At 68.6% G+C, this 15,760-nt stretch carries 17 protein-coding genes and 1 tRNA gene; 9 read left to right on the top strand and 9 right to left on the bottom strand.

Annotated elements, in window-relative coordinates:
- Window positions 1-221 precede the first annotated feature (221 nt).
- The 3 genes from leuC (at window position 222) to ASF49_RS23940 (ending at window position 2,622) form a co-directional block, all read left to right on the top strand.
- Complete coding sequence (gene leuC / locus ASF49_RS20365; RefSeq protein WP_056477440.1) at window positions 222-1,637, top strand: 3-isopropylmalate dehydratase large subunit; 1,416 nt, start codon at window positions 222-224, stop codon at window positions 1,635-1,637.
- A 106-nt stretch (window positions 1,638-1,743) separates the two neighbouring features.
- Window positions 1,744-1,828, top strand: a tRNA-Leu gene (locus tag ASF49_RS20360).
- 359 nt (window positions 1,829-2,187) lie between these two features.
- Window positions 2,188-2,622, top strand: coding sequence for a hypothetical protein (locus ASF49_RS23940; RefSeq protein ID WP_156653115.1), 435 nt, complete (start codon window positions 2,188-2,190; stop codon window positions 2,620-2,622).
- 295 nt (window positions 2,623-2,917) lie between these two features.
- On the opposite strand, the gene ASF49_RS23935 is transcribed toward ASF49_RS23940, so the two are convergent.
- From ASF49_RS23935 to ASF49_RS20325, 7 genes are all read right to left on the bottom strand, one after another.
- Window positions 2,918-3,661 (bottom strand): hypothetical protein, encoded by a 744-nt coding sequence (locus ASF49_RS23935; protein WP_156653114.1) that lies wholly within the window; start codon window positions 3,659-3,661, stop codon window positions 2,918-2,920.
- Window positions 3,662-3,725: 64 nt separating this feature from the next.
- Complete coding sequence (locus tag ASF49_RS23930) at window positions 3,726-4,292, bottom strand: hypothetical protein (protein ID WP_156653113.1); 567 nt, start codon at window positions 4,290-4,292, stop codon at window positions 3,726-3,728.
- A 1,195-nt stretch (window positions 4,293-5,487) separates the two neighbouring features.
- Entirely contained in the window at window positions 5,488-5,739 is a 252-nt protein-coding gene (locus tag ASF49_RS20345) for a hypothetical protein (protein WP_156653112.1), read from the bottom strand.
- 163 nt (window positions 5,740-5,902) lie between these two features.
- Window positions 5,903-6,721 carry an FkbM family methyltransferase gene (locus ASF49_RS20340; protein WP_056477432.1) on the bottom strand — a complete coding sequence of 273 codons (819 nt, stop codon included), beginning with the start codon at window positions 6,719-6,721 and terminating at the stop codon, window positions 5,903-5,905.
- Window positions 6,722-6,772: 51 nt separating this feature from the next.
- The gene (locus ASF49_RS20335; RefSeq protein ID WP_056477430.1) at window positions 6,773-7,039 is read right to left on the bottom strand and encodes a DUF6894 family protein; all 267 of its coding nucleotides are present in this window, start codon (window positions 7,037-7,039) and stop codon (window positions 6,773-6,775) included.
- An 80-nt stretch (window positions 7,040-7,119) separates the two neighbouring features.
- Entirely contained in the window at window positions 7,120-7,302 is a 183-nt protein-coding gene (locus ASF49_RS20330; protein ID WP_003600567.1) for a DUF3606 domain-containing protein, read from the bottom strand.
- A 132-nt stretch (window positions 7,303-7,434) separates the two neighbouring features.
- Window positions 7,435-7,710, bottom strand: a complete 276-nt coding sequence (locus ASF49_RS20325; protein ID WP_056477428.1) for a hypothetical protein — start codon at window positions 7,708-7,710, stop codon at window positions 7,435-7,437.
- A 220-nt stretch (window positions 7,711-7,930) separates the two neighbouring features.
- Between ASF49_RS20325 and ASF49_RS20320 the strand changes: the two genes are divergently transcribed.
- From ASF49_RS20320 to ASF49_RS20305, 4 genes are all read left to right on the top strand, one after another.
- Window positions 7,931-8,719, top strand: coding sequence for a transporter substrate-binding domain-containing protein (locus ASF49_RS20320; RefSeq protein ID WP_431739909.1), 789 nt, complete (start codon window positions 7,931-7,933; stop codon window positions 8,717-8,719).
- A 70-nt stretch (window positions 8,720-8,789) separates the two neighbouring features.
- On the top strand, window positions 8,790-9,452 hold the full coding sequence (locus ASF49_RS20315; protein ID WP_056477424.1) for an amino acid ABC transporter permease: 663 nt from the start codon (window positions 8,790-8,792) through the stop codon (window positions 9,450-9,452).
- Between the two features lie 8 nt (window positions 9,453-9,460).
- Complete coding sequence (locus tag ASF49_RS20310; protein WP_056477422.1) at window positions 9,461-10,117, top strand: amino acid ABC transporter permease; 657 nt, start codon at window positions 9,461-9,463, stop codon at window positions 10,115-10,117.
- Window positions 10,114-10,908, top strand: a complete 795-nt coding sequence (locus tag ASF49_RS20305) for an amino acid ABC transporter ATP-binding protein (protein WP_056477420.1) — start codon at window positions 10,114-10,116, stop codon at window positions 10,906-10,908. Before ASF49_RS20310 ends, ASF49_RS20305 begins: the two co-directional genes overlap by 4 nt.
- 12 nt (window positions 10,909-10,920) lie before the next feature.
- Here ASF49_RS20305 and ASF49_RS20300 read toward each other — a convergent pair whose 3' ends face one another.
- Both ASF49_RS20300 and ASF49_RS20295 read right to left on the bottom strand, forming a co-directional pair.
- A complete protein-coding gene (locus tag ASF49_RS20300) occupies window positions 10,921-11,133 on the bottom strand; it encodes a hypothetical protein (protein ID WP_056477419.1) in 213 nt (70 codons plus the stop codon).
- Between the two features lie 107 nt (window positions 11,134-11,240).
- Window positions 11,241-14,093, bottom strand: a complete 2,853-nt coding sequence (locus tag ASF49_RS20295; RefSeq protein WP_082511443.1) for an ATP-binding protein — start codon at window positions 14,091-14,093, stop codon at window positions 11,241-11,243.
- A 503-nt stretch (window positions 14,094-14,596) separates the two neighbouring features.
- On the opposite strand from ASF49_RS20295, the gene ASF49_RS20290 reads away from it, so the two are divergent.
- Together ASF49_RS20290 and ASF49_RS20285 are read left to right on the top strand one after the other, a co-directional pair.
- Complete coding sequence (locus ASF49_RS20290; RefSeq protein WP_162240990.1) at window positions 14,597-15,091, top strand: TadE family protein; 495 nt, start codon at window positions 14,597-14,599, stop codon at window positions 15,089-15,091.
- Between the two features lie 3 nt (window positions 15,092-15,094).
- Window positions 15,095-15,739 carry a TadE/TadG family type IV pilus assembly protein gene (locus ASF49_RS20285; protein WP_056477414.1) on the top strand — a complete coding sequence of 215 codons (645 nt, stop codon included), beginning with the start codon at window positions 15,095-15,097 and terminating at the stop codon, window positions 15,737-15,739.
- Window positions 15,740-15,760: the final 21 nt, after the last annotated feature.

Genomic DNA, 15,760 nt, shown 5'->3' with positions numbered 1-15,760 from the left:
GGGTCGGCGCGGGGCCCGGCGGGGCCTGGATGGCGACAGCTTTAGGCTGCGGGTCCGGACCGGTCCAGTGACCCCGGAGCGGCATCCGACGCCCCATGCGGGCGCCTCCGGTCTGCCATCCGCCCGGCGCAGTCAGGCCCCCACTTCCGCCGGGCGCCTTGGAACACTACTAAAGGGTGACCCGAACCCGTTTCCCGACGAACAACCAGAACAGCCACGCCATGACCGCGCCGCGCACCCTCTACGACAAGATCTGGGACGACCACGTCGTCGATGTCGAGCCCGACGGCTCCACGCTCCTCTACATCGACCGCCACCTCGTCCACGAGGTCACGAGCCCCCAGGCCTTCGAGGGCCTGCGCGTGGCCGGGCGCAAGGTGCGCCATCCCGAGAAGACCCTCGCGGTGGTCGATCACAACGTGCAGACCTCGGACCGCCGCTTCGGCATCGAGGACCCGGAGAGCCGCATCCAGCTGGAGGCGCTGGCCGAGAACGTGCGCGACTTCGGCATCGAGTTCTACGACGCGCTGGACCAGCGCCAGGGCATCGTCCACGTGATCGGGCCGGAGCAGGGCTTCACCCTGCCGGGCCAGACCATCGTCTGCGGCGACAGCCACACCTCGACCCACGGCGCCTTCGGGGCGCTGGCCCACGGCATCGGCACCTCGGAGGTGGAGCACGTGCTCGCCACCCAGACGCTGCTGCAGAAGAAAGCCAAGAACATGCGCGTCAGCGTCGACGGCACCCTGCCGCCGGGCGTGACGGCCAAGGACATCATCCTGGCGATCATCGGCGAGATCGGCACGGCCGGCGGCACCGGCTACGTCATCGAGTACGCGGGCTCGGCGATCCGCGCCCTCTCGATGGAGGGCCGGATGACCATCTGCAACATGTCGATCGAGGGCGGCGCCCGCGCCGGCCTGGTGGCGCCGGACGCCACCACCTACGCCTATGTCGAGGGCCGGCCGAAGGCCCCCCGGGGCGAGGCCTTCGCCCGCGCCAAGGCCTATTGGGAAAGCCTCGTGACCGACGCGGGCGCCCATTTCGACCGCGAGGTGCGCCTCGACGCCGCCAACCTGCCGCCGATCGTCAGCTGGGGCACCAGCCCCGAGGACGTGGTCTCGATCTCCGGCGCCGTGCCCGATCCGTCGCGGATCGCGGACGAGAACAAGCGCCAGTCGAAGGAGAAGGCCCTGGACTACATGGGCCTGACGCCGGGCACCAAGATCACCGACATCACCCTCGACCGGGTGTTCATCGGCTCCTGCACCAACGGCCGCATCGAGGACCTGCGGGCGGTCGCCCGGATGGTCGAGGGCCGCAAGGTCCACGCCAACGTCTCCGCCATGGTGGTGCCGGGCTCCGGCCTCGTGAAGCAGCAGGCCGAGGCCGAGGGGCTCGACCGGATCCTCAAGGCGGCCGGGTTCGACTGGCGCGAGCCGGGCTGCTCGATGTGCCTCGGCATGAACGCCGACCGCCTGAGCCCGAACGAGCGCTGCGCCTCGACCTCGAACCGCAACTTCGAGGGCCGCCAGGGCCATCGCGGCCGCACCCACCTCGTCTCCCCCGCCATGGCGGCGGCGGCGGCGGTGGCCGGCCGCTTCGTCGACATCCGCGAGTGGCGCAGCGAGGCCTGAGCCTTGATCCCCGGGCCGGCCGAAAAATCCGCGCCGAGGCGGATTGACGACCGGCCCGGCCCCGCCTAAACGAAACCCCGTCGGCGCCGCAGAGCGGCCCCGGCGAGCCCAGGTGGCGGAATTGGTAGACGCGCTGGTTTCAGGTACCAGTCTTGCAAGAGGTGAAGGTTCGAGTCCTTTCCTGGGCACCAATGTTCTGAGAAGCGTCTACCCCTCAGAAACTTAAGCCGGATCAGGTAGTTGAGACAGGCAGACCGTGCCACAACGGTGTGCCACATGCTCCTCAGGCGCCCGTCCGATGAAGCGGTCAGACTCTTCCGTCCCGCAGTTCAAGCAGCGCATTCCTGCTGACGTTCGGCCCCTCGCCGTAGGCTGTACCTCTTCGGTGCCGCTGGGTTCCGAGACCACGGACATCATCATCACGCCGGGCATGGCTATCGTGCGCTTCTCACTGAATCCGAGGGGCGGCTAGGAGCGGGCATTGCGTGCTTGCTTCCGACCGCGCGGCGGCCTCAGGTAGGCGCCGTGCCTATCGAGAACTGGAGATAGAGTGGAAGACGAGAGCAAGTCTCAGCGCAGCCTCGCGGTCTTCATAGCCGACAAGGCGACGCCCATTGAGCGGAATGCCTTGAGCACCTGGGCGGAGCGACTTCTCAGCATTCGAGCCGGCGATGGTTCGAGCACCCTCAAAGCCCGAAAAGCATTGGCCCTCACCTTCGCCAGCAAGGCCGTCTGGCCTGTGGTCAAGATCATCGGCCGACAGACGAAGCGCGTGACCTGGGATGACCGGAGCACCACCGCACGGTTCGGCCTTGGTGGCGCGATCGCGGGCGCCGTCCTGTTCGGAGGACAGAGCGCCGGCATCGCGGCTCTTGGGACGGCGGTGGGTGTGCCGCTCTGGGTGGTGCTCGGTGCCGGCGCGTCATTCGCGAACGTGCTTCGGGAAGAACTGTCGCGAAAGGGTAAAGGCACTCCGGGCGACTGAGGCGAGCGGAGGCGCGGGAGCGGCTCCCAAGCGCGAGCACCGCAACGGGCGAAGCCCGCACATCGCTCGCAGGCATAACGGCGCCGCCTAATGGCGGACCCGATGGCGCATGAGGCGGTCTACCGGCAGGGCTTGAAGGCGCGGGCCGCGGTGGTCGCGAAGGACGGCGCCGCGGCTGGGAGGCAGGCTGGAACGCTGGGCCAGATCGGTGAGGCGTTCGGAGTGGACCTCGGAAACTTGCAATGAATAAAGAACGCAACCCAGGAGCTCCCCCCATGCGGCGTGCTCTTGGACCCTACTCAGGCCGCGGCTCAATCTTCGCTAAGGTTGCAAGCTCCGAAATGATCCGCCTAAACGCGAGCTTGATGTCGTCCACATCCCGTTGCGAAGTGATGTGGGTCCGACTGTGCGCAGCCGCATCCCCGAACAGCTTAATCTGCTCAAGCACGTCGGGCATTCCACGAGACAACTTAATGTGCTGGCCGGAACGAGCAACGCCGATTATGTCGTTCAGCCCAAGGTATTCCTTTCCCGCGCGTATCACAGAGCCGTGACCCTGAGCCTCAAACGCTTCGATCAGTAAGGTTTCCATCAAGCGACGGCATAACACAGCACAGCCATCGAAGAAACCATACTGGTATGTTCCATTCACTTGTCTAGCGAGTTCCTCCAGATACCTCCTGGTCCTGGTGAAGACTTCCTGCGGAACTATCAGCGGATCGACTTGCGCAATTGGAGCAGAGAGGTGGCGGCTATATGCGTCAACTAATTCAGCACGGTGGGTGAGCTTGATCTTACAAGTCCCGCTCTGTCGTCCTTTCACCACCCCTTTATGGGACGCGAGGTTGCGAGCTAGACGGGAGACATTCACTTCTCCACGCAAAGAAAGTTCCTGCATCAAAGTCGCAAGCCGTCTAGGTGTGACTTCGAGCTCATCCGTGATGCATGTGCAAAACCAAAGAATTGCGACTGCCGTATCAATTTCAGTCAGTGAGAGCGCGGCAATGTTATGGGCAAAGGCCTCGATGTCATTCGCCATCCGCTAAAAGCCACCTTTCGATCTCTGCCTTTGCACGCGCAGTGAGCACATATGTCACGTGGTTTCACCCCCTCGTGGAGGTAATGAAATGCCTTTTGTTATTTGATAATGCTGTCGAAATCCTTGGAAGGCCCACTCGCACATGAAGCGCTTCCAAAACTTTATGGACCTGACCAGAGCTCATCGGCTCATCTGCTTGTGAGATGATAAAAGCAGACCTATTATAAAAGTCGTTTTCAGCGTGAATCACCTTTTTCTCTACGGCTGAGAAATTTGGATGTTCTTTGATCTTGTTAGCTAGATCATTCGGATCCCACGCCGACGCGTTACTCTGCCCTGCCGAACTATTTGACCGCTTTGCAGCAGTTTTTTTCCGGGTAACAGGCTTCCTATCTGGAGGAATGATTGAAGGGGCTCCGATAGGAAGCTCGTCCCTTTTCGCGGCAGCCTCCTCCACGCCGTGGTCAGTGACGATCCACCAAGCAGCCAGCAATTCGTCTACATCGCTACGTGATGCCTCGATTTCTATCTCTCGCGATCCCGAGCGAAGCTTAATCTTAACCACGCCATCCGCCATCGAAGCCGCTTCCAGTGTCAGAGCAAACACAAACTGTCGGTGCGGGTGGCGCACCCGTCAATCCCATCTTCAATCTAGTACACAACTCTCAGAACCAACGCTGGTCACCCGGCGACATAAATGACAACGGCACCGGCAACACTTTGATTGCTTCCTAGCACCCATCGTCGGTCAACGGTGAGGAGGTCTCCAAAGCCGAAGGCTGCGGCCCGAAGGGCCAAGCGACTGTTCCGAGCAGAGCGAGACCGCTTATCCCTTCACGCCCCTGCACCCCATCCGCGTGTGGGCTGTGCCTCCTTTGCGTACTCTTTGGGACCCGCGTTCAGGGCTCCCAGGCCAGACCATCCAAAGCTGCCGGTGCTTTAATCCTAGCGATCTCCTCCGCCAGTGCCTTGAGCCCGAAGCCGCTTCGGTACCCCGGCCAACGCTGCCCCGCCACTGTGCCCCGTGAGGGCATCGTGCATCTCTTCGCCGAGTCGCGCGTCACTCACCCCGCGCTTGAAGCTGTGCCGCTGACTGCTTGACGTTCGCCGCTGGGATCGTGCTACAGGACCGTGCCACAAAGGTGCTCCGCCCCTCGCGCGGTCCCTTTTAAATCAGTAACTTAGCGGTCCACTTGTCCAATCCTTTCCTGGGCACCAATGTTCTGAGCAGCGTCTACGGCTCGGAAACTTAAAGACCGGATCCGGTGTCGAGATTAGCGGACAGCGCCACAGCGGCGTGTGACACGCGTCTTACCTTCCACCATCCGATGACGCCGTCAGACATCTCCAATCTGCGATCCAGGTCGCTCCGCGACGTCGAGAGCCGGCCCTTCGGTATTGGCCGGTCCCTTCCCGTGCATCGCCGCTTCGCGATCCTGTCGCCATGGGCCACGAGAACCTTTCCAGGTCCCTCCGCCGAGACGTCGCCGTTGTCGGCCGCCGCGACGTCCATCGCAGCCGGAAGGTCGCCCGAATGGCGCGGTGCCGCGGCTCCGTTCCGAGCGCCCGTCACGCATGGATCGGTTTGTGCATCGCGCACGTTTCCCATGGTGCGTCACAGCATGAGGATGCCGCGATGTCGTTGTTACGCGAAGCCGCCGAAGACTGGGATGCGATGGCGACGGCGGCGCGGGAGGCCATCGACCGGCGCCTGCAGGGCCTAGCCGGCGACGAGGCCGGGCGTTTCTGGTCCGCCGTGGCGAAGCTCTACGCCCGGGGCCTCCCGGAGATCGCGGCCGCCGCGCCGGTGGCGGTGATCCCGCTGATCAATCCGCGTCCAGACCGTACTCCGCCAGAAGCGCCGCCCGCCGGCCTCGCAGCGCCAGCGCCTTGATGGCGTGGTTGCGGCTCGTCGTGAGGATCGCGGCCGCCGTGCCATGCTGCGAGCCGCGCATCGTGTCGGCCAGGGCGGCGAGTTCCGAGGCGGCCGCTTCCTCCGTCGCGATGCCCGCCCGAAGGGTATCGAGCACGGCCTGCACCATGGGAATGACCTGAGGGTACCGAACGTCGTCTCTCATCCCCGGCCCCTATCTCCTTGCGCCCCGTCGCGCGCTCCGACCTGACCCGCCGCGCCCCTGCTCGCGCGCGATCCGCGACAGGGTAGCCTCCTGGGCTCAGGGAGCAAGCGGGTGCGCGCGGGCCCGGGCCCGGCCTCGGGTCGGGCGGAGACGGGGCGCGGCATCACCGCAGGCGGACAGCCTGGATGATCTCGGGCCTCGAGGCATGGACCGCGACGAAGTTCGGCGGCCCCTGAAAGGTCTCGTCGCGCGGGTCGTAGCTCCGGAAGGCGGCGCCCCGCGGCATGATCGGGCCGAGAACGAAGCCGTGGCCGGTCAGCACGCGCCAGAAATCCAGCAGCAGGAACTTCGCGTAGATGTTGATCATGCCGTATTCGAACTGGATGACCGAGATCCGCCCTTCGCTCAGCATCCGCGAGAAGCCCTCCAGAACCAGGTGTTCGGCGCCCTCGACGTCGATCTTGAGGAAGTCGATCCGCGCGATGCCGCGCTCCGCGCAGTAATCGTCGCCCCGGACGACCTCGACGCTGCGCTTGGTCCAGGTGCCCCTGTTGATGGCGGTGCCTTCGATCAGGGAGCTCAGGCCGTCCTTCCTGGGATTGACGTTGATCTCCACGGATCCCGGCGTGTCGGACAGGCCGAAATGGTTCGCGACCACCCGGTCGGAGCGCACGTTCGCGACGAACTTCGCGTAGGTCTCGGGAACGAGTTCGAAGGCGTGCAGCTCGGCGTCCCGGAACCGGGTCAGGCAGGCGTTGGCGTATTCGCCCTTGTTCGCGCCCACGTCGAAGACGGTCTTCGTCTCGAAGCGGGCGAGCCTGTCGAGGAGAGTGTACTCGCCGTTGGTCCGCATGTCGTAGTTCAGGTTGTTGTAGCTCTTCGCATACGCATTCGCCGCGTGATACGCGGCGGTCGAGAGCGGCCCGAAATTCTGCGAGAGCAGACGGTTCACCGTGCGGACGGCGCGATCGAGCAGGCTCATGCGGGGTGTCTCCGAAGGCAGGTCAGGTCGGCGGGGCCGGAACGGCTCGTCTCAGTGCCGCGTGCCGCCCGTCGGCTCGGGGGCCGGTGCGAGCGCCAGGGCCTCGGTCAGCGGGAATTCGAGCACGATCTCGCCGGCGGCGTCCTCCACGAACAGCACGGCCCGGAGGAGCTGCGGATCGCTGTCCGCGCCCTGGAGGAGCTGGCGGGCCAGGAGCCGGGCGGCGTCCCAGGCGGCGTCCGCGTTCGGCAGGTCGCGGCCGTCGGGATCGACCACCACGTCGTCGCCGATATGCGTGTGGAAGTAGTAGCGCTGCATGAGTGCCGATCCCCTTCTCCGCCGCCCGGTGCCGGCGCGTCCCGGGGAGATAGGCGCGCGCAGGGCCGCGGGGCAGGGGGTCAGCGCTTCTTGCCGAGTTCGGCCGCGATGTCCTTGGTCATGCGGCCGACCTTGCGGTGGGCGGCCGTGAGCTGGTCCTGGGTGACGCCCCAGCGCTTCATCCAGAACTCCACCGCCTTGCGCTCGGAGAGGTCGAGGCGGTCCTTGTCGATGAAGCCGCGCTTGTCCTTGAGGCCAGCCATGAGAGATCCCGTCCGGTCGGGCGCGGAGTGGCGCCGGACCGGGATATGGGACGCCGGGGCGGCCGGGGCGAGGCGGCGCGGGCCTGCACGCACCGCCTCGGCGGAATCCGCGGACGGCACCGGCGGGCGGAGCTAGCGCGTCGGCGCGCCGGTGCCCTTGCCGGCCGAGCCCGGCGAGGCGCCCGAGCCGGCATCGTTGGCGCCCGTGCTGTTGGCGGTGCCGGAGCGGCTCTTGTCGCCCGTGGAGGGTCCGCTGCCGGCGGCGCCCGGGGACGAGCCGGCGCCGGCGTCGTTCGGGCCGGTGGTGTTCATGGTCCCGGACTTGGTGGTGCCGGAGCCGCCTTCCGCCGCGAGGGCGGCCGATCCGAGGAGGAGGGTGCTGGCGAGCGCGGCTGCGAAGACCTTCATGGCGTTTCTCCCTGATGTTTGGCGTGAAGCACGCGGGAGGGTAACGCCACGCCGGCAGGGCATGTTCGGCCCGGGACCGGCCCGGGGCGCCTGCGCGGGATCGCCCGGATGGCGGCGACAAGGCCGGTCGCTGTGGATACCGCGCCGTCCGACTGGCGTGCTGCACAAAAATTGCACAGGCAGGACGGCACGCTTCAGGAAAGTCGATTCGCCGATGCCGCTGACCAAACGCCGCCTCCTCGTCGCCCTCGGTCTCGGCGCCGCCCTGCTGTCCTCCGCCGGTGCCCGGGCGCAGGACGCGCTGGCGGGGATCGCCAAGGCCAAGCTGGTCAGGATCGGCATCCCCACCGACTACCCGCCCTACGGCTTCGTCGGGATCGACCTGCAGCCCATGGGCCTCGACGTCGACGTCGCCAACCTCATCGGGGCGAAGCTCGGTGCCAAGGTCGAGCTGGTGCCGGTGGTGAGCGCCAACCGGATCCCCTACCTGCAGACGAAGAAGATCGACCTCATCGTCTCGACCCTCGGCAAGAACGAGGAGCGCCTGAAGATCATCGACTTCAGCGCCGCCTACGCGCCGTTCTACCAGGGCGTGTTCGCCCTCAAATCCACGAGCATCAGGAGCTTCGACGATCTCGCCGGCAAGTCCGTCGCGGTGACCCGCGGCGCCATGGAGGACGAGATGCTCGGCAAGGTCGCGCCGGCCTCGACCCAGATCCAGCGCTTCGAGGACCAGGCCGCGACCACCGCCGCCTTCGCGGCGGGCCAGACCCAGGTCATCGCCACCAGCGTCTCGAACATCGGCGTTCTGACCCGCAAGAACCCGAGCCTCGGGGTCGAGTATAAGCTCCTCCTGCGCGACAGCCCCTGCTTCGTCGGAATCGCCAAGGGCGAGGACGCCCTCCTGAAGCGGGTCAACGAGATCGTGCTGGCGGCCAAGGCGGACGGAACCCTGGAGGCCCTGTCCCAGAAGTGGCTCAAGCGCGGCACCGGCGAGCTGCCGCTCTGATCCGTCTCGCCCGCACGGTCCGCCCTGGTGGGGACCGTGCGACCGTCGCCCCCCGGATTCGTTCGCCACGATGCCGCTGCAGCTCGATTTCACGAGTATTCTCGTCCAGTGGCCCCTGCTCCTGCGCGGAGCGGCCTGGACCGTCGGGTTGACCGCGGTGGCGACGCTCCTCGGCGCCGCCCTGGCGATCGGCTGTGCCTGGGCGCGCTCCGGCGGCCCCCTCGCCTTGCGCTGGCTCGTGGGCGCCTATGTCGAGCTGATCCGCAACACGCCCTTCATCGTCCAGCTGTTCTTCGTCTTCTTCGGCCTGCCGGAGGCCGGCATCCGCCTGTCGCCGGCGACGGCCTCGGTCCTCGCCATGACGATCAACCTCGGTGCCTACGCCACCGAGATCCTGCGCGCGGGCATCGAGGCGACGCCGCGCGGGCAGATCGAGGCCGCCGAGAGCCTCGCGCTCACCCGCGCCCAGGTCTTCACCCGGGTGGTGCTGCCGCCGGCCCTGGGAAAGGTCTGGCCGGCGCTCGTCAGCCAGATCGTCATCGTCATGCTCGGCTCGGCCGTCTGCGGCCAGATCTCCACCGAGGAGCTGAGCTACGCCACCAACCTGATCCAGAGCCGCAACTTCCGCGCCTTCGAGACCTACATCGTCGGCACGCTGTCCTATCTCGGCCTCGCGATCCTGGTCCGGACCCTGCTCAACTGGGCCGGGCCGCGCTTCCTGTTCGGCCGGTAGGGGGCGCCATGCCGGACTTCACCCTCTGGGACATCCTGCGCAACCTCGCCCTCGCGGCGCGCTGGACCGTGGCCCTCTCCCTCGTGGCGTTCCTGGGCGGCGCCCTGGTCGGCCTCGTCCTGCTGCTCGTCCGGCTCGCCGGCGGCCCCTGGCTCGGCCGCGCGGTCGGCGCCTACGTCCAGCTGTTCCAGGGCACGCCGCTGCTGATGCAGCTGTTTCTGCTGTATTTCGGCCTCGCGGCGCTGGGCTTCGACACCTCCGCCTGGCTCGCCGCCTGCGTCGCCCTCACGCTCTACGCCTCGGCCTACCTCACGGAGATCTGGCGCGGCTGCGTCGCCGCCATTCCGCGCGGGCAATGGGAGGCCTCGGCGAGCCTCGCCCTCAGCTTCGGCCAGCAATTCCGCCACATCATCCTGCCCCAGGCCCTGCGGATCGCGGTGGCGCCCACGGTGGGCTTCCTCGTGCAGGTCGTGAAGGGCACGGCGCTCGCCTCCGTGATCGGCTTCGTCGAGCTGACCAAGGCCGGCGGCATGATCGCCAACGTCACCTACGAGCCGATGCTGACCTATGGCTGCGTCGCGCTGATGTACTTCGTCCTGTGCTTTCCCATCAGCCTCTGTGCCCGCCTCCTCGAAAGGAAACTCGCGATGAGGACCCTCGCATGAGCGCCGCCCCGAACGCGCCGCCTTCCGGTGCGGGCAAGCCCCACACCCAGGTCGGCGCGCCGATCCTGCGCATCACGGCCCTGCGCAAGTCCTACGGCGCGCACGAGGTGCTGCGGGGCATCGACCTCGACGTGGCGCGGGGCGAGGTGGTGGCGATCATCGGCAAGAGCGGCTCGGGCAAGAGCACGCTGCTGCGCTGCATCAACGGCCTGGAGGTCTTCCAGCACGGCTCGCTGATCGTCGACGGCCGGCACCTCCTTCACGACAACCCGAAGGCCATGCGCGAGCTGCGCCAGGGCGTCGGCATGATCTTCCAGAACTTCAACCTGTTCCCGCACCTCTCGGTGGGGCGCAACGTCATGCTGGCCCCCCACCTGGTGAAGCGGCGGCCGGGACCGGAGAACGCGGCGCGCGCCCGTCAGCTCCTCGCGCGGGTCGGCCTCGCGGAGAAGTTCGACGCGATGCCGGACAAGCTCTCCGGCGGGCAGCAGCAGCGGGTGGCGATCGCCCGGGCGCTGGCCATGGACCCGGCCATCATGCTCTGCGACGAGATCACCAGCGCCCTCGACCCGGAACTGGTGGGCGAGGTCCTGCGGGTCGTGGAGACCCTGGCCGAGGAGGGCATGACCCTGCTGATGGTCACCCACGAGATGAGCTTCGCCCGCAAGGTCGCCAACCGGGTGATCTTCATGCACCAGGGGCTCGTCCACGAGATCGGGACCCCGGCCGAGATCTTCGGAGCGCCGCGGACGCCGGAGCTGCGCCAGTTCCTGTCGTCGCTGCAGGATTAGGCGGGGTCCGGCTCAGGCCGCCTGGGCCGGCTCGATGTCGTCGCGGGAGGGCTCGTAGGCGCACCACTGGCAGTAGCCCTGGTCGGCGGCCTTCGGTGCGTTGCGCTGCGAGCAGCGGGGACAGATCAGCACGGACAGCTTCGTGCCGCGCAGACGGGCGTAGCCGCGGCCGCGGAAGGTGACGGCCACCGACTCTCCGGACTGGGAATCAGGGCTGGATGACATCGGATCTCCTCGTTCCGTGATCGATGGGGACCAACGGCCAACCTTCGCATCGGTTCAGGCCGATCCCCAGACAATGCCGCGCCGCCGCATTCGGATCTGGCGCCGTCTCAGGCCGGGCGCCGGGCCGCGCCGGTCTCCTCCGAGGCGGATGGCGGACCGAAACGGGCATCGACGGCCGCCATGGTCCGCGCCAAGAGCGGTGACAGGGCCGCGATCTCGGCCTCCGTCGTCGGCACCGAGCCGGAGCGGGCCTGGGCCTCGATCGCGCCCAGGGTCTCCGCCAGGGCGCGGCCGCCGATGTTCAGGCTCATCGACTTCAGGCTGTGCGCCGTCCGGGCCACCGCTTCGGCATCGGCGGAGTCCCAAGCGGCCTGCAGGTCCGCCAGGGCCCTCGGAGCGTGCTCCCGGTAGAGGCCGAGGATACGGGCGGCGAAATCGCCTCCGGCCCGGGCCGCCATGTCGACCAGGCCCGCGACCACGTCCGCGTCGAGGAGCCCGTCGGATTCCGATTCCGGCGCCGCGACGGGTGGGCTCGCCGGCTCGGCCGTGGTCCCGGCCACCGGCGGCAGGGCGGACTGCGTGTCGGGCACCAGGAAGCCCGCCAGCGTGTCGGCCAGGGCCGACAGGGTGAAGGGCTTGGCGAGCTTGGCGTCCATCCCGGCGTCGCGCCAGGCGTCGGCGCCCGCCCCGACCACGTGGGCGGTCAGGGCGACGATCGGCGTGCGGGCGCGGCCCTCGGCGCGCGCCTCGGCCCGGATGGCCTCGGCCGCCGCGTAGCCGTCGAGGACCGGCATGCTGCCGTCCATGAGGACGAGGTCGAAGGTCCGGTCGCGGCAGGCTTCCAGGGCCAGGCGTCCGTCCTCCACCAGGGTGACGGCCGTGACGCCGCAGCGGGCCAGGGCTTCGCGGGCGACCTCGCGGTTCACCGGGCTGTCGTCGGCCACGAGGATGCGGGCGGCGGGGAATTGCGGCAGGCGCGCGCGGGCGGCCGGGCCGGCCGCGCGCGCGGCGAACGGCGTGCCGCCGGCGAGCGCGGCCAGGGCCACGCGCCATTCCTCCTGCACCACCGGCCAGGCGAGGACGTGGTCGGCCCAGCCGGCCTCCAGGATCGGGGCCGCGGCCGGGTCGCCGAGGCGCGCCAGGGCCAGGACCCGGCCCGCGCCGGTCGGGCGATGCCCGAGGGCCAGGATCGTCGCCGCATCGGCGATCCAGTGGGCGGTGCCGGCCTCGGCGCTCGCCGCCGCCCGGGGGGCGAAGCCGGCCTCGGCGAGGCGGCGCGAGAGGCTGTCCCGGGTGGCCTGCCCCGGCACGGCGACGACGATCCCGGCCACGACCGCGTCCGCGCGCCGGATGGGGGCGGAGGCGTCGGTGTCGATCGCCTCCAGGGGCAGCTCCGCCCAGAAGGTCGAGCCCTCGCCGAGCACGCTGTCGACGCCCATGCGGCCGCCCATGGCGAGGGCGAGGCGATGGGCGATCGAGAGGCCGAGGCCGGTGCCGCCGAAGCGCCGCGTGGTCGACTGATCGACCTGCGAAAAGGCCGAGAACAGGGTTCCGACCTTGTCGGCCGGGATGCCGACGCCGGTGTCCCGCACGCTGAGCCGCAGCATCCCGCCGGCGCCGCGTTCCAGCCGCACCAGCACCGATCCGGAGGGCGTGAACTTCAGGGCGTTGTTGACGAAGTTCGAGAGGATCTGACCGAGGCGCACCGGGTCGCCGGTCACCCGGCGCGGCACGTCCGGGGCCACGGAGGCGGCGAGATCGAGACCGCTCTCGACGGCCTTCTCGGCGAACAGGGAGACCACGGTGTCGACGATCTCCGCGGGATCGACGGGGATGCGCTCCAGGTCGAGCTTGCCCGCCTCCACCTTCGCGAAGTCGAGGATGTCGTTGATGATCGCCAGCAGGCTCTGGCCGGAGCGCGCGACCACCTCGGCGTAGCGCTGCTGCCGCTGCGGCAGTTCGGAGGCCGCCAGGAGCTCGGCCATCACCAGCATGCCGTTCAGCGGCGTGCGGATCTCGTGGCTCATGGTGGCCAGGAAGGAGGACTTGGCGGCGTTGGCGGCCTCGGCCGCCTGCTTGGCCTCGTGGAGGTCGGCCGTGCGCTCGGCGACGTCGGCCTCCAGGCGCTGCATGTGCCGGGCGAGGCGCGCGTCGCGCTCGCGCACGGTCTCGAGGAGCGCGTTGAACGATCGCGCCAGGACCCCGACCTCGTCGTCGCGCACGATCGCGGCGGCCTGGTCGTAGTCCTGCTCGACGCGGACGCGGTCCATGGTGCCGGCGAGCGCGGCGATCGGCTGCGTGATCGCCCGCTGGATCGCGTAGGAGATCGCGAAGCCCAGGACCATGACGAGGCTCGAGATCAGGGCCGAGGTCCGGAGCAGGGCGAGCAGGCGACCGTTGAGGTCGGCGAGGTCGGAGACGAGGATGAGGCTGCCGACGATCCGCCCGGCCTCCGCGACGGGCACCGACACCAGGGCGGTCCGGCTCGTGAGCAGCGCCAGGGGCGACTGGCCCTTGCGCAGGTCGAAATCGTTGGCGAGGCGGGCCGTGAGCCCGCGATCCGCCAGGATCGACCCGTCCGGGCGCTCGATCGCGGCATAGACGAGCTCGGAGGCCATGCCTTCGCGGGCGTCGGCGCCGTCGGTCTCGGTCCCGGCGCCATCGAACTTGCCGATGGCGTTCAGGACGCGGCCTGCCCCCGCCGGATCCCCGGCCGCCGTGGCCTGGGCGCCCGACGCGGCGAGCACGTTGGCGATGGCGACGAGGGAGTCGCGCTTGTCGTCGGCGTAGCGGTTCACCTCCTGCCAGAGCGAGAGCAGCGTTCCGGCGAGGAAGGCGAGCGCCACGGAGGCGAACACCGCCAGGGCGAGGCGTCCGGCCAGGGTGCGCTGTCGGCGCGATTGGCGGGCGGACGGTCGAGGGTCGCCGGAGCGGTCGGGCGCGGGCCGTGGATCGGTCATGGTCGCGCAAGTTTACGCCGTGTTGGTTGGAAGGGTCTTAATCGCCCGCGGTCTGCGATCCGGGATGCCGGGCGAACGGGCCGCCAGGCTGGTGTCCGCGACGTCCGGTCCCCCATTTCGGGCGAATACCGGAAGACGAGGCGGCGATCAGGCGTCGAGGGCGCGACCCCGAGACCTGTGCGGATACGCAAGCCGCCGTCATGGAAGCCCTGCGGCGTCGGCCGGAGCGCAGGGAATCATTCATCAAGCCGGGTGGTCTTGCCCGATTTGCCGGAATCTTAAGCGCTCGCGCCTAGACCGGAGCCGGGCTTCCCGCGACCCGTCCCAACCGTGCCCCGGCAGGTCGCCCGATCCGAATTCCACCCCGTCCCATGTCCGATCCCGCCAGCCCCGATCGCGTCGTCGCGAGACACGGCCGCCCCGTCCGGGGCGGGGGCAGGTGGCTGCGCGCGGTCGTGGCCCGCGCCTCCGTGCGGCGCTTCCGGCAGGATCGGTCCGGCGCCATGGCGGTCGAGTTCGCCATGGTCCTGTTTCCCCTCTGCATCCTGATCTTCTTCGTCCTGGAGAACGCGCTGGTCTTCTGGGTGACGTCCGCCCTGGACAACGGGCTCGACGCCTCGATGCGGCAGTTCTACGTCCAGTCCGGCGCCTCGGCGACGTCGCTGCTGGACTCCGTGCGCGGCGAGGTCTGCCGCCAGGTCAATCCGTTCGTGCGTTGCGAGAACCTGAAGGTCGATATCGGCGTCTACGACAGCTTCACGCGGATCGACCGGAGCAGCCCCATCGACGCGGCCTCCGGAACCTGGCGGGCGGATTTCGGTGTCCAGCACGGCTGCCTCACCAAGGGAAGCGTGGTGGTGGTCCAGGCCGCCTTCGCCCAGCACACCTTCCAGAAGTTCGGCGTCGTGAAGAACCAGTTCCAGGACGGCAGCTGGCTCATCAACGCCACGGCCGTGCTGCAGCTCGAAGGCAACTCCACCGGCGGCAGCGGCTGTTGAGGCATGCCCGTCGCGCCTTCCCGCCCCGTGATCGCGATCCAGCGGATGAAGGAGGGCCTCGCCCTTCGCTTCGCCCGGGCCGAGGACGGCGTCGCGATCCTCGAATTCGCCCTGATCGTGCCGGTGCTGCTGCTGATCTACTTCGGCACGGTGGAGCTCACGAGCGTGATGCGCAACGTGCGCAAGGTCGACATCCTGTCCCGTACCATCGGCGATACACTGTCCCAGCGCACGATCCCGACGGCCGCCGAGGTCAACGACGTGTTCCAGGTGGCGCCCATCGTGCTCGCTCCCTTCGAGAGCAGCGGGGTGCAGATGACGGTGAGCGCGGTCGGGGTGGTCGGCGACGGCGAGACCGGCCCGCTCCAGGTCTGCTCCAGCGTGGCCGCAGCGGGATCGCCGGTCCGGGCCGCCGGGGCGCCGGCGCCCGTCGCCGAGGCCGACAGCATCCAGCCGAAGGGGACGCGCATGCTCCTCGTGGAGATCAGCGCCACCTACAAGCCGGTGGCCGGCACGGCCTTCTTCAAGGATGGCGCGGGCTTCGCCATCACCCGCAAGACCCTGTGGCCGGTCCGCTACGGCCGGCGCTACGCCAGCATGAGCCCGGAGGTCGTGCTCGGGAACGGCGCCTCCTGCCCGCCGCGCTGAGGGCAGCGGAACGGCCTCGCC

The organism is Methylobacterium sp. Leaf104, from assembly GCF_001422885.1.
Classification (GTDB): Bacteria; Pseudomonadota; Alphaproteobacteria; order Rhizobiales; family Beijerinckiaceae; genus Methylobacterium.
The sequence above is the reverse complement of the archived record's forward strand: the minus strand, read 5'-3'. Positions and strand labels throughout refer to the sequence as shown.

Bases quoted from the DNA above. Each gene is read 5' to 3' on its own strand.
- ASF49_RS20315 (WP_056477424.1), top strand. From the start codon at position 8,790: ATGCCGCTGCAGCTCGATTTCACGAGTATTCTCGTCCAGTGGCCCCTG.
- ASF49_RS20305 (WP_056477420.1), top strand. From the start codon at position 10,114: ATGAGCGCCGCCCCGAACGCGCCGCCTTCCGGTGCGGGCAAGCCCCAC.
- ASF49_RS20285 (WP_056477414.1), top strand. From the start codon at position 15,095: ATGCCCGTCGCGCCTTCCCGCCCCGTGATCGCGATCCAGCGGATGAAG.
- ASF49_RS20340 (WP_056477432.1), bottom strand. From the start codon at position 6,721: ATGAGCCTGCTCGATCGCGCCGTCCGCACGGTGAACCGTCTGCTCTCG.
- ASF49_RS23935 (WP_156653114.1), bottom strand. From the start codon at position 3,661: ATGGCGAATGACATCGAGGCCTTTGCCCATAACATTGCCGCGCTCTCA.
- ASF49_RS20345 (WP_156653112.1), bottom strand. From the start codon at position 5,739: ATGAGAGACGACGTTCGGTACCCTCAGGTCATTCCCATGGTGCAGGCC.
- ASF49_RS20310 (WP_056477422.1), top strand. From the start codon at position 9,461: ATGCCGGACTTCACCCTCTGGGACATCCTGCGCAACCTCGCCCTCGCG.
- ASF49_RS20290 (WP_162240990.1), top strand. From the start codon at position 14,597: ATGGCGGTCGAGTTCGCCATGGTCCTGTTTCCCCTCTGCATCCTGATC.
- ASF49_RS20325 (WP_056477428.1), bottom strand. From the start codon at position 7,710: ATGAAGGTCTTCGCAGCCGCGCTCGCCAGCACCCTCCTCCTCGGATCG.
- leuC (WP_056477440.1), top strand. From the start codon at position 222: ATGACCGCGCCGCGCACCCTCTACGACAAGATCTGGGACGACCACGTC.
- ASF49_RS20335 (WP_056477430.1), bottom strand. From the start codon at position 7,039: ATGCAGCGCTACTACTTCCACACGCATATCGGCGACGACGTGGTGGTC.
- ASF49_RS20295 (WP_082511443.1), bottom strand. From the start codon at position 14,093: ATGACCGATCCACGGCCCGCGCCCGACCGCTCCGGCGACCCTCGACCG.
- ASF49_RS20300 (WP_056477419.1), bottom strand. From the start codon at position 11,133: ATGTCATCCAGCCCTGATTCCCAGTCCGGAGAGTCGGTGGCCGTCACC.
- ASF49_RS20330 (WP_003600567.1), bottom strand. From the start codon at position 7,302: ATGGCTGGCCTCAAGGACAAGCGCGGCTTCATCGACAAGGACCGCCTC.